The sequence below is a fragment of the Bacillus sp. FSL W8-1202 genome (assembly GCF_038006165.1).
GTDB lineage: Bacteria > Bacillota > Bacilli > Bacillales > Bacillaceae > Bacillus > Bacillus subtilis.
The window spans coordinates 2,120,374-2,132,773 of sequence record NZ_JBBOUR010000001.1; the positions used below are offsets into that span (position 1 = coordinate 2,120,374).

The following is a 12,400-nucleotide window of genomic DNA, read 5'->3' on the forward strand; positions in this document are numbered from 1 at the left end:
ATAAAGAGAGCGTCCATACAGGCCGCTCTCTTTTCTGTTCTTGGCAAATGAATCTATAGAAATGAAGACAAAAATAAGAGATAATATAGGCTGGAAAGGAAGTGACGTTTATTGTCTGAGCAAAAACCAGTCCAATGGGCTTCGAAAATTGGTTTCGTCATGGCAGCGGCCGGCTCGGCTATCGGCTTGGGCGCGATTTGGAAATTCCCTTACGTAGCGGGGACCAATGGGGGAGGAGCCTTTTTTCTTATCTTCGTGTTATTTACCATCCTCTTAGGCTATCCGCTTTTGGTGGGGGAATTTATTTTTGGAAGACGGAACCAGACGAATGCCATTGATGCATATAAAAAAGAAGCGCCGCGATCAGCTTGGTTTCTTACGGGGTGGATCGGCGTAGCCGCGTGTTTCTTAGTGCTGTCGTTTTACAGTGTAATTGGGGGATGGATTTTGCTGTATATAGTAAAAACGGCGTCAGGCTCACTGTCCGGGCTTTCTCAAGCACAGTATGGCGCTCTTTTTGCTTCTATTATCCAAAATCCGGTGCAGACGCTCGCGGCTCAGCTTGTCTTTATGGCACTGACTGTACTCGTTGTCGCAAGAGGGGTTCAAAAAGGGATTGAACGGGTAAGCGCGGTGATGATGCCGATTTTGTTTTTATTGTTTATTCTGCTCGTTCTTCGGTCTCTTACGCTTAATGGTGCAATGGAAGGCGTAAAGTTTCTGCTTGTGCCTCATTTCGGCGATCTGACTCCGGAATCCATATTATTCGCGCTGGGACAGGCCTTCTTTACGTTAACACTGGGGGTTTCGGTGATGGTGACCTACAGCTCCTATTTGCCGAAAACACAAAATATCCCTCGTTCGGCAGCCTCCATTGTCTTGATGAATATCATTGTGACACTCTTGGCAGGTTTGGCTATTTTTCCGGCGGTTTTCTCATTCGGTTTTCAGCCAAATGAAGGACCGACACTGCTGTTTACAGTGCTTCCGGCCGTTTTTGTACAGCTTCCGTTCGGCACGTTGTTTTTTATCGGCTTTCTCGTTGCATTTTTATTTGCAGCCTTAACCTCAGCATTTTCGATGGTTGAAATTATCGTTGCCACAATCGGAAAAGGGGACGAAAAGAAGAGAAAAAAACTGTCATGGACGAGCGGGCTTTTGATCTTTTTGGTCGGAATCCCATGCTGCTTGTCTTATGGCGTTTTGAGTGATGTGCACCTATTTGGCAAAACGTTTTTTGATATTGCCGACTTTACCGTCAGCAATGTTTTGATGCCTTCAGGCGCTCTGTTAATTTCTCTATTTATCCCGCTGAAAATTTCGAAAAGCGAACTCTTGGCTGAAATGCGAAATGGATCAAATGCAGGTAAAGCATTCTTTTACACATGGTTTTATTTGCTTCGTTTTATCGTGCCGCTTGCCATTATTATCGTGTTCTTAAATTTAATCGGAATTTTATCATTTTAAAAAACAGGCTCCGTTTCAGGGGCCTGTTTTTTATTTAATAAGATGATATCAACGGTGCCCATGCCGTTTTCAGATTTTGGATGCCGAGCCTGATATCCTCTTCTGACAAACCGCCATAACCGATTAAGACAGAAGTAAAAGGCGTCTGTTCTATATATGAGGGAGACACGGGATAGATGGTTACACCGTGGTCTGCGGCTGCTTGTATTGCTTCTTCCTCACTTGCTGGAAACAAAAGGCGCAGCAGGATGTGAAGCCCCGAGTTCTTACCGAGAATCTCAACGGTGTTTCCCAGTTCAGAGCGGATGGCTTCTAACAGGACAGCGTGTTTTTTTCGGTATAAGCTTCTCATTCTATTTATGTGTTTTTGCCACTCTCCGGTTTCGATGAAGTCTGCCAGTGCCAATTGCGAGTGAACAGAGACGGTCTGCTTCATTAACTGAGCGTTGTTTTTGATCGGTTCCATGAGTTCAGAGGGCACAATCATGAAGCTGAGCCGCAAGGAAGGCAGAAGTGACTTTGAAAAAGTGCCCAGATATATGACTCTGCCATTCGGATCAAGGCCCTGTAAAGACGGAATGGGATGGCCGCTGTAGCGAAATTCTCCATCGTAATCATCTTCTATAATGAATGAATTTGTTTCTGCCGCCCATGCCAGCAGCTCCTGTCTGCGGGTAATCGTCATAATGGTCCCAATCGGAAACTGATGCGAAGGAGTCGTATACATGAGATAAGGATTCTGACGGTAGAGCTCATCCGGCAGGACGCCTTCTGCATCAGAACAAATCGGAGTGACATCCATGTGATTTGCTTCAAACATCCTTCTTGAACGGTGAAAGCCCGGTTCTTCAAAGCCGATTTTTGTACCTGGCTTTAGCGAAAGGCAAAGAATTTGCAGAAGCACGGTGGTTCCTGCGCCGATGATAATCTGGCCGGGTTCGCAATTTACTCCCCGAGACAGCCTGACGAATCGGGCAATCATGTGCCTGAGTTCGTATTCTCCTTGAGGGTCGCCAGAGGTGTGAAACGATCCGGAATAGCGATCAAGACTTTTTACTATGCTTTTTCTCCATGCGTTAAAGGGAAAGAGGGTCGGATCAACGTTGCCCTGATGGAAGTCAATAGCAGGTGCGTTTTTTTCATGTAATCCCGGCTGTACAGACTGCTGAAAATGGTCAGGAGCTGTCGGGAATCCTGGTTCTACTTCCGCCGCGAACCAGCCGATTTTCGGCTTGCTTTTGACATAGCCCTCAGCAGTTAATTGCTCATAAGCCCGTTCTATAGTTGCCGTGCTGACATCGAGCAAGCTGGAGAGCCTGCGTTTTGACGGAAGTCTTGTTCCCTTTGTGATTCGCGCATGTGAAATTTCTTGTTTAAAAAAGGTATAAAGCTGCTCATACAGCGGTGTTTTGCTCTTTTTATCAAGAAACGGCGTAATATCCATCTCATGTCTCCTTTGTAGCTGGCATGGTCATTTTTTCTGATATTGGCTATTTGGCAAATGCCATTTATTAGCTATGATCATTGTAACGAAAGGAAAGGGGATTGAGAAGATGATCCATATGAAACAATTAACCTCGAAAGAAGAATGGGCTGAGTCGTATCCGATTATGAGTGAATTGAGAACAGAACTGGATATAGAGACGTATTTACAAAGGCTTGAAGCCTGTGTGCAGAAAGAATCGTATATGCTGTTTGCCTTATATGAAGATACAGCAATCAGAGCGCTGTGCGGGGCTCTGCCGAGAGTTTCCATTCATAAAGGAGAGCACTTGTGGATTGCGGATCTTGTTACAACGGCACCTTGCCGATCAAAGGGATACGGCAAAATGCTTTTGGATTATGCCTCAGACTGGGCGAGAAAAGCCGGACTTGGTTTTGTCAGTCTTTCATCTGGCCTTCAGCGTAAAGACGCACATCGATTTTATACAGATAAAATGGGTTTTACTATAGAAAGTTATTTGTTCCAAAAACCGGTGTAATGAAAAAAAGACGCCTGAAAAGGCGTCTTTTTTAAAAGCCAAACTGTAAATTCGTATCTACAGATACAATGGTATACACACAAATAATTACAAAGAGATTAAGGATGACGCCGAGCAGGCCTGGACCTGTGCGCCCTCTCTTGATGAAGAGTTCAACAACGCCGAACGGAACGGCAGCCATGGCGAACGGAAGCATTTGATAGGAATAAAACGTGACGTTGCTGATAATGGCCAAATTCAGCAACAGCAGGGACAAAACCGCTGTCCCGACAGAGATCCAGCCGAATACATTGTGTTCTTTAAAAATTCTTACCAGTTCCATAATTCCACCTCGCCGACATTCGCTGATTTTACAGATTTATTTTTCAGCATGCGCTGGATTTCCTTGGTTGGCCCTGTAACGACCGAACCGTATACATTGACACCGTTTTTCTCTACATAATCTAATCGGTTATCTACATTCAGGTCTTTCCGTTTTGAAATGACCTGAGCCCATTTTTCGTGTTTGGACATGAATTTCAGGGCGTTGATAAACTGATCGCCATTCGACTTGCCTTTTGTATTAAGGGCGGCCAGGAACTTTGAATCCTTTCCAGGATAGCCAAGAGGTTCTGTGGAAGCTGTCTTATTTGTGTTTTTCTCTGTTTCGATTGCGTTCCACAAAAAGCTCACATCATAGCCTTTGAATTTGTTATACACGTCTTTTGTCGGATATGCACGGTCATATGAAAGGTAGACCTCTGATACCGTTCCTTCAGGCAATGTGCTTAACGTTTTTTCTGCTTTTGCGGTCGTTTGTTCAGACTTGTTTGAAGGATGTGTAAAGTAATGGCCGGTTTTATTCACTTCTAAGTCATAGTAGTTTACTGCCGGCGCTTTTACTTTGTTATAAAACATTTCAACCCGTTCATTCCCTACGGCAGCCGTCTTCGTGCCAATCTGCTTTTGCAGCGGGAATTCCGTATTCATTCCAAATAGCTTCACTTGGCTTTTCAGTCCGGAAGTATCAACAAGAACATTCGGCATGGTCAGGGCTACAGTGACTGCGGCAGTTTCCATAAACTCATTGCCGGTGCTGTGTTTTCCACCCATTCCGTAATAGAGGTAGCTTCCCAGCGTACAAAGCGGCAAAATCATCAATGTCGAAATGACGGCAAGCACAGAAATTCGCAAATAAGACTTGCGTTTGCCGTAGGCTAAAATCGCTTTTTGTTTTTCAGGACTGATGCTGAGATCCCAATCGTTATCGTCCTCTAGTTCGCTGTCAATCAGTTCCTGATATACTTCAAGCTTCTCAAGTTCTTCCTCAAATGCAGTCATTTCCTGGTCGCTCATTTCCCCATTTTTATATTGATCAAAACGCTTTTTAAATTCTTCATTCATCATTAACACCTCTATTATAAAGTGCTTTCAGCCGCTGTCTGGCACGAAATAAAACACTTTTAAAATTCGCCTCTGAAATATTCATAATATGGGATGCTTCTTTGTAGTTTAACTCTTTTAAATAATATAGCGTTAAGGCCTCCCGATAATTATCGGGGAGCTCGGACATATAACCAGTCAGCACTTCCTTTATCTCTACCTGATGGGCAGGACTTTGAACAGCATTTTGAAAGAGGCTTCCGATTAAGTCATCAGAAATGGTTACTTCTTTCTTATGCTTTCTGACGTAATCAATGAAGGCGTTTCGCGCCACTTGAAAAAGCCAGGGCTTTACTTTGCTGTGATCATAGGAGTGAATGTGTATGTATGCCCGCATAAAGGTTTCCTGCAGCAAGTCTTCAGCAAGATGCTTGTCTTTTGTCATGGAGAGCAGGAACCTGTAAACATCATTCATGTACATTTGGTAAATTTCATCGATCGTCACTGCCTTTTCTCCCCTCTATGTTATACACGCATAAGAAAGGTTTAAAGTTGCACATTACATGCAAACGGCTTTTTTATACCTAATCAAACACCATTACTATATAGTACCCAAAAATGCCCGCAAAAGATAGTGCGGAGAAATGTTTAACATTTTTTCCAGAGGGGAAAAGATAGTGAAAAAGTGAAGGAGTGGCACAATGGAATATACCAGTATAGCAGATACAGGAATAGAAGCCTCCAGAATCGGCCTCGGCACATGGGCCATTGGCGGAACGATGTGGGGAGGCACTGATGAAAAAACATCGATTGAAACAATCCGAGCCGCTCTTGATCAGGGGATTACAATGATTGACACCGCGCCGGCTTACGGCTTCGGGCAGTCCGAGGAAATCGTCGGAAAGGCAATCAAAGAGTACGGCAAAAGAGACCAGGTGATTCTCGCAACGAAAACGGCTCTGGACTGGAAGAACAACCAGCTGTTCCGCCATGCGAACAGAGCGAGAATTGTAGAGGAAGTTGAGAATTCTTTGAAGCGGCTTCAAACAGACTATATTGATCTTTATCAGGTGCATTGGCCCGATCCGCTTGTGCCAATAGAAGAAACGGCTGAAGTCATGAAGGAATTATATGATGCGGGAAAAATCAGGGCGATTGGCGTCAGCAATTTTTCAATTGAGCAAATGGATACATTTCGCGCCGTCGCACCTCTCCATACGATTCAGCCTCCATATAATCTGTTTGAAAGAGAGATGGAAGAGAGTGTCCTTCCTTATGCGAAAGATAACAAGATAACAACATTATTATACGGCAGTTTATGCAGAGGGCTGTTAACAGGCAAAATGACCGAAGAGTATACATTTGAGGGCGATGATCTGCGTAATCACGATCCAAAATTCCAGAAGCCCCGCTTTAAAGAGTATCTTTCTGCTGTCAATCAATTGGATAAGCTGGCGAAGACACGTTATGGAAAATCAGTGATTCACTTGGCTGTCAGATGGATCTTAGATCAGCCGGGAGCGGATATCGCTCTTTGGGGGGCAAGAAAGCCTGGGCAGCTTGAGGCCCTATCTGAGATTACAGGCTGGACGCTGAACAGTGAAGATCAGAAAGATATCAATACTATATTGGAAAATACGATATCAGACCCTGTCGGACCGGAGTTTATGGCCCCGCCGACCAGAGAGGAAATATAACAAAAGCTGAGGGCGAATCCTCAGCTTTTTGGCGTTTTAACGGGAGAAATCTTAAAAATTAGTACCAGGTAATAAAAAATGTTGTTATAATAGATGACAGAAAGAATCATTGATTACGACAAAGGAAGTGCGATATGTATAAGTTTTGTGCAAATGCTTTAAAAGTTATTCTTTCTCTTCGCGGAGGAGTGAAGGTGTATAACAAAGAAAACCTTCCGGCCGATTCAGGTTTTGTCATCGCGTGTACACATTCCGGCTGGGTTGATGTGATTACACTCGGAGTCGGGATTCTTCCTTATCAAATACACTACATGGCGAAAAAAGAGCTTTTTCAAAATAAATGGATCGGTTCGTTTCTGAAGAAAATTCATGCCTTTCCGGTAGATCGGGAAAATCCCGGGCCAAGCAGTATTAAAACGCCGATTAAGCTGCTGAAAGAAGGAGAGATCGTCGGTATCTTCCCAAGCGGAACAAGAACCTCTGAGGATGTGCCTTTGAAAAGAGGTGCGGTGACGATTGCGCAAATGGGGAAAGCGCCGCTTGTCCCCGCTGCATATCAGGGCCCTTCAAGCGGAAAAGAATTATTCAAAAAAGGAAAAATGAAGCTGATTATCGGTGAGCCTCTTCACCAGGCTGATTTTGCCCACCTGCCTTCAAAGGAAAGACTTGCAGCAATGACAGAGGCTTTGAATCAGCGGATTAAAGAACTAGAGAATAAACTTGATCAGCTATAAGGCGTTCTGAGAGATTGCCCTGAAACTGTGAAAATAAGAAAAGCACCTTATACAAGGTGCTCAGCTTGTAGAGAAAACGACGTTTTTTCTACAAGCTTTTTTGTTTTATACAGTTTCTTTAGATATTCATCAGGTTTCAGATGCAGAAAAAGCGCTCCCACATGCCTAGCCCTGCTTGGCTAGGTATGTGGCAATTTTCTTCATGTTCTGGCATGCGGCTGTGAGGAGAACTTGTTCACTCACATTTCGTTTTCCCCTCAACCTGCAATAGCGAAGCCCATGCAGCTGTTTTGAATCTGCAAAGCTTCGCTCTATTTTTTCTTTTCTTTTTTTGTAGAGGTTTTTTCCTGAAACAGACAAGCGATTTTGTCTGACCTTTTCTTTATGATCTTCCCATACATGTCGAGTAATCACTTTCTGCCGATTCTTTGATTTTGTACAGTTTTCAAGCAGTGGGCATGAGGAACATATTTCAGGATTTGATTTATATGACCGGTAGCCTTTTCGGTCAGTTGTTGAGTATGTAAGTGTTTGGTGATTTGGACAAATGTATCTGTCTTGTTCACTGTCATAATGAAATTTCCATTTTGGAAACAAGCCTCGGATAGGGTGATAACGTCTATGTGCGATGACACCAAAGATTTGGCGGTCAGATAATCCTTTACAGATCGGAGTCGTTAAATATCCGGAATCAAGGGCGACGGCTTCTACTTGAAAACCAAATCGTGCGATTTGGTGGTCTAATCGGTCAAGATAAGGCACAGAATCATGGACATTTCCAGGTGTGACGTAGGCATCGGTGATAATGTTGTATTTCATATCTGTTGTGCGGTGATCTAAATAGAAAAAACCTTCTGGTTTGTTTTCACGATACAGATAGCCACTTTCCGGATCGGTTGTACTGTGGCGGATCTCTTTTTCAGCTTTCACCTCCTCTTTGGCTGTTAATGGCTTTTTTCCGTGTTCCTCCCGATCCTCTTGAATGGCTTCATTTAAATCCTTGATATAGTTTTGGGTATCCTGCGCAATTGTTTTTCTTGTGTATTTATGCTTGTTGGCATTGGCTTTAAGGTGTGTGGAGTCGGTGAATAGGACTCGTCCGCCCACCATGTCATGATTGATGGCCTGAAGAACGATCTCATCAAAAATGTCTTGGAAGATGGTTGTATCTTTAAAGCGTGTGCGTCTGTTCCAGCTGATGGTGGAGTGGTGTGGAACCGGGTCGTTTATGTTCAATCCGAGAAACCATCTGTACGCCATATTGTAGTAAATTTCTTTTTCAAGCTGTCTTTCTGAACGGATACCATAGAGGTATCCGATAAACATCATTTTAAATAAAATAAGCGGATCAAGTGAGGGGCGGCCTTTGTTTTCACTGTAGTAAGGTTTCACCTTTTCAATGATGAAAGAGAAGTCTATGTGTTTATCAATTTTCCGAAGCAGGTGATCCTCTTCAACGAGTTGGTCAAGCAGAACAAATTCGGCTGTGTTTTGAGAAGAGTTTCTTGTGTGGAACATGAGAAAGACACCGTCCTTTTAAGTCTTTCTTTTATTTTATTACAGAAGAATGGATATTTTAAGGAAAAATAAAGGCTGTCGAGATTTTCTCGACAGCCTGAGCACCTTATACAAGGTGCTTTTCTTATTAAGCTTCCTGCTGGTTAGCTGTCTCCAGAAGTTCTTCTTCTTGAAGCTTTTTCACTTCAATATATGCGACGTGGTGGCCGTCAATTTCATTAATGATGAATTCGCAGCCCTCTTCGATGATGGAATCATCTTTTTCAACATCGTATTTTTGAGTAAGGAACCAGCCGCCGATTGTATCGACTTCTTCGTTCTCTAAATGGATGCCCAGCAGGTCGTTTACTTGGTCAATTAACACTTTTCCGTCAAGAATATAATGGCCTTCGCCGATTTTGCGGATTTCGCTAATTTCATCAATATCAAATTCGTCGCGGATTTCACCGACAATTTCCTCAATGATGTCCTCAACCGTCACAAGCCCGGCAGTACCGCCGTATTCATCAGACAATATGGCCATGTGGACCCTCTCTTTTTGCATTTTGACAAGCAGGTCTTGGATTGGCGCAGATTCAATGACATGAATGATCGGGTTGACGAATTGAGAAATGGTGGAATCAACAGATACCTCACCGCTGATGCAGGCGGTCAGCACTTCTTTAATGTTAATAACCCCGATAATGTTATCTTTATCGCCCTCTTCCACAGGGTAGCGGGTATATTTTTCAATCTGAATGATGTCCATCATTTCAGAAATCTTGATATCATGCGGAAGGCTGACAATTTCGGTCCGCGGAATCATAATTTCTTTCGCGAGCCTGTCGTCAAATTCAAAGATTTTATTTACATATTTAAACTCTGATTGGTTGATTTCACCGCTTTTATAGCTTTCAGACAAAATGATTCGCAGCTCTTCTTCTGAGTGAGCCAGTTCGTTTTCTGAAACGGTCTCCAGGCCAAATGCTTTGGTCAATAACCGTGCAGAATTGTTCAAAAGCCAAATGAATGGGAACGCGATGCGGTAAAACCAAATCAGCGGTTTCGCAAACAGCATAGACACTGCTTCCGCCTTTTGGATAGCGACTGTCTTAGGTGCAAGTTCTCCGACAACAACGTGTAAGAACGTGATAATGGCATACGCAAAAATAAACGATATGACATGTGAAAGGGAACCTGGAACGTTCATTTGTACGAAAAGCGGGTGAAGCAGCCTTTCAATCGTTGATTCACCTAAAACCCCTAATCCGATGGAAGTCAATGTAATTCCGAGCTGACACGCAGATAAATATTCATCAAGGTGCGTGGTCACTTTTTTTACGGCTATTGCTGCTTTATTTCCTTCCGCGATCAGCTGATCGATCCGTGAGCCTCTGATTCTGATAATGGCAAACTCAGATGCCACGAAAAATGCCGTCAGGGCGATTAAAACAGCAACTAAAATCAAATTCACTATGTCCAATTAGAACCTTCACTCTAGCAATGAGAATGAAGGTAACACCTCCTGTTAGATAAAATGGTTTTAACTTAACAGCAGCATAAATGATTGGTACACGGCGAGCTTTTCAGGCGGGAGTTTGCTTTTCAGCTTGTCACGATCCTCGGGCTTCAGCCGTTCAAACCGATGCAAGATTCCGGAGATGTTTTGATTCATATGATCAATTTCTAATGCCAGATTTCCAATTTCATCATCAAGTTTAGCTGAAGAGGGAAACTGGTTCTCCAGTCGATCTTTAATATCGGACAGGGCCAATCGCTGCTTCTTGCAATCTACAATAAATATAAGTCGTTTGAGTGCATTTTCGTCGTAGTAACGGTAATTTGAACAGGATCTGGCCGGCGTAAGCAGACCGAGATTCGTATAATAATCAACTGTCCGTTTCGTTACTCCGGCGAGTGCCGCTAGTTCACTGATGCGATAAGTCTCAGCCCCATCTATATCCCTCCCAACCATCACGTTATAGTTATGAGAATAGTTTAATATATGAACGGTGTCTTGCACAAGTTTATTGTTTTTTTTAGACCGGAATTGGAAGTTGTGGAATTCATCATCTGATTGAAGTAACATAGGAAGATAGAATTTTCAAATTTTTATATGCGGAAGGGACAGATGAAATTGGCTGGGTTATCCCGGGAAGTTGAAGAAAATTTAAATAAAGGATCATGGATTCGCAAGCTGTTTGATGAAGGTGCAAGGCTGAAGAAGGAGTTCGGGGAAGACCAGGTATTTGATTTTTCACTCGGCAACCCGATTGTTGAACCGCCTGAAGCTTTTAAGAGAGCGTTAATAGAGGAAGCTGAAAAAGGCAGCCACGGATACATACAAAACCAAGGGCTTCCTGCAGCGAGAGAAAAAGTCGCGCAATTTCTGGGGTCGCGTTTTGAAGCTGATTTCTCAGCGGAGCGTATCGTCATGACGGTGGGCGCGGGGGGCGCTTTGAATGTTGCGTTAAAAAGCATCGTAAACCCTGGGGAAGAAGTCATTATTCTTGCACCTTATTTTGCCGAATATAAGTTGTATATTGAGAACTACGGGGGAAAGGCCGTCAGCTGCCCGTTGACAGGCCGGTTTGAGATCGACATTGAAGCGGTAAGGCAATCGATCACTCCACAGACGAAAGGGCTGATCCTCAATACACCGCATAACCCCACAGGCACGGTTCTCAGCCAGAAAAATATAGACGATTTAGGCGCTTTATTAAAAGAAATAGAAGAGAAGAGCGGCCAGACGATTTATGTGCTGTTTGATGAACCGTACAGTCAATTAATCTATGATGAAGAGCTGGCAAATCCGTTTCAATCGTACCATCGTGTGATATTGGCCAGCTCATTCAGTAAAGATCTCGGCATAGCCGGGGAGCGGCTCGGGTATATCGGATTGGACAGCCGAATGCCGGATGCGGACCTTTTGATCAACGCTTTTGTGTATTGTAATCGAACGCTTGGGTTTGTGAATGCCCCTGTCATGATGCAGCGGGCTGTGGCACGAATGGATGATTTAAGAGTAGACGCGAGCGCTTATAAAGAGCGCCGGGATTTAATGGTAGACATTTTAAAAGAAGCCGGATTTGAATTTGAAATGCCAAAGGGAGGTTTCTTTGTTGTGCGACAAGAAGTCGCTTGGTAATAGTGCAAACGCTATCCCAGTCGTAAGGGATATTCCCACTCGAAACAGCCTTTTGAGTAATCGAAAGGTTGGTTGCATGAGAGAAAGCCTAAGACGTAGGTGAACGCACACTGAAGTCGGGCGAGGGAAAGATAGGCATGGTAAACGAAAGTGAATTTCTATAATCTTCGTCAGACCTAGCAAATGAAATGCGTTGATACATTTGTCGAATAGTCAGGAAATGTGTATTAAAAAAGACACAGTGATACGACCCACAGAACTATCGGAGTAAAGGAAATACCTAACCTTATCGTATCTATTACAAGTGGAACTTGGTAAGCCCCACTCGCTCTCCAATACAGGAGTAGGACAACTGCAAAGAAGTCACAATGCGGAGGGGGTAAAGGATTGCGGAGTAAGCAAAAGCCATCAGGGCGAAAGCCTAGGGGAAAACATAACTCGATGGATAGTACCTATGGTATGACGTGAAAGCGTGCAGAATTCCGCATGGTCTTCAACACGAGAAAAAACGGA

Annotated in this window: 11 protein-coding genes and 1 pseudogene; 5 read left to right on the forward strand and 7 right to left on the reverse strand. The window is 43.6% G+C overall.

What is annotated here, in order from left to right; genetic code table 11:
• Positions 1 to 111 precede the first annotated feature (111 nt).
• Entirely contained in the window at positions 112 to 1,467 is a 1,356-nt protein-coding gene (locus NSQ09_RS10980; RefSeq protein ID WP_095843605.1) for a sodium-dependent transporter, read from the forward strand.
• A gap of 34 nt (positions 1,468 to 1,501) precedes the next feature.
• Here NSQ09_RS10980 and pdxR read toward each other — a convergent pair whose 3' ends face one another.
• Positions 1,502 to 2,911 carry a MocR-like pyridoxine biosynthesis transcription factor PdxR gene (gene pdxR, locus NSQ09_RS10985; RefSeq protein ID WP_041338115.1) on the reverse strand — a complete coding sequence of 470 codons (1,410 nt, stop codon included), beginning with the start codon at positions 2,909 to 2,911 and terminating at the stop codon, positions 1,502 to 1,504.
• Between the two features lie 109 nt (positions 2,912 to 3,020).
• On the opposite strand from pdxR, the gene NSQ09_RS10990 reads away from it, so the two are divergent.
• Positions 3,021 to 3,449: a GNAT family N-acetyltransferase gene (locus tag NSQ09_RS10990; protein WP_015252470.1), complete on the forward strand. Its 429-nt coding sequence runs from the start codon at positions 3,021 to 3,023 to the stop codon at positions 3,447 to 3,449.
• Positions 3,450 to 3,480: 31 nt separating this feature from the next.
• Here the strand turns inward: NSQ09_RS10990 and NSQ09_RS10995 are convergent, their stop codons facing one another.
• The 3 genes from NSQ09_RS10995 to sigM are packed head-to-tail and all read right to left on the reverse strand — an operon-like array spanning position 3,481 to position 5,316.
• The gene (locus NSQ09_RS10995; RefSeq protein ID WP_003233341.1) at positions 3,481 to 3,771 is read right to left on the reverse strand and encodes an anti-sigma-M factor; all 291 of its coding nucleotides are present in this window, start codon (positions 3,769 to 3,771) and stop codon (positions 3,481 to 3,483) included.
• The gene (locus tag NSQ09_RS11000; protein ID WP_010886459.1) at positions 3,759 to 4,835 is read right to left on the reverse strand and encodes an anti-sigma factor; all 1,077 of its coding nucleotides are present in this window, start codon (positions 4,833 to 4,835) and stop codon (positions 3,759 to 3,761) included. Before NSQ09_RS11000 ends, NSQ09_RS10995 begins: the two co-directional genes overlap by 13 nt.
• Positions 4,825 to 5,316: an RNA polymerase sigma factor SigM gene (gene sigM, locus NSQ09_RS11005; protein ID WP_003224177.1), complete on the reverse strand. Its 492-nt coding sequence runs from the start codon at positions 5,314 to 5,316 to the stop codon at positions 4,825 to 4,827. Before sigM ends, NSQ09_RS11000 begins: the two co-directional genes overlap by 11 nt.
• Positions 5,317 to 5,512: 196 nt before the next feature.
• Between sigM and akrN the strand changes: the two genes are divergently transcribed.
• Complete coding sequence (gene akrN, locus NSQ09_RS11010) at positions 5,513 to 6,508, forward strand: aldo/keto reductase AkrN (protein WP_003233337.1); 996 nt, start codon at positions 5,513 to 5,515, stop codon at positions 6,506 to 6,508.
• 134 nt (positions 6,509 to 6,642) lie between these two features.
• Complete coding sequence (locus NSQ09_RS11015; RefSeq protein ID WP_003233335.1) at positions 6,643 to 7,242, forward strand: 1-acylglycerol-3-phosphate O-acyltransferase; 600 nt, start codon at positions 6,643 to 6,645, stop codon at positions 7,240 to 7,242.
• A gap of 165 nt (positions 7,243 to 7,407) precedes the next feature.
• On the opposite strand, the gene NSQ09_RS11020 is transcribed toward NSQ09_RS11015, so the two are convergent.
• The 3 genes from NSQ09_RS11020 to cueR form a co-directional block, all read right to left on the reverse strand.
• Complete coding sequence (locus NSQ09_RS11020; RefSeq protein WP_014478984.1) at positions 7,408 to 8,760, reverse strand: IS1182 family transposase; 1,353 nt, start codon at positions 8,758 to 8,760, stop codon at positions 7,408 to 7,410.
• Between the two features lie 127 nt (positions 8,761 to 8,887).
• The gene (locus tag NSQ09_RS11025) at positions 8,888 to 10,222 is read right to left on the reverse strand and encodes a hemolysin family protein (RefSeq protein ID WP_009966903.1); all 1,335 of its coding nucleotides are present in this window, start codon (positions 10,220 to 10,222) and stop codon (positions 8,888 to 8,890) included.
• Between the two features lie 60 nt (positions 10,223 to 10,282).
• Positions 10,283 to 10,714 carry a Cu(I)-responsive transcriptional regulator gene (gene cueR / locus NSQ09_RS11030; protein WP_026113637.1) on the reverse strand — a complete coding sequence of 144 codons (432 nt, stop codon included), beginning with the start codon at positions 10,712 to 10,714 and terminating at the stop codon, positions 10,283 to 10,285.
• A gap of 156 nt (positions 10,715 to 10,870) precedes the next feature.
• Here cueR and NSQ09_RS11035 point away from each other — a divergent pair.
• A pseudogene (locus tag NSQ09_RS11035) lies at positions 10,871 to 11,884 on the forward strand (pyridoxal phosphate-dependent aminotransferase); the annotation flags it as partial.
• Positions 11,885 to 12,400: the final 516 nt, after the last annotated feature.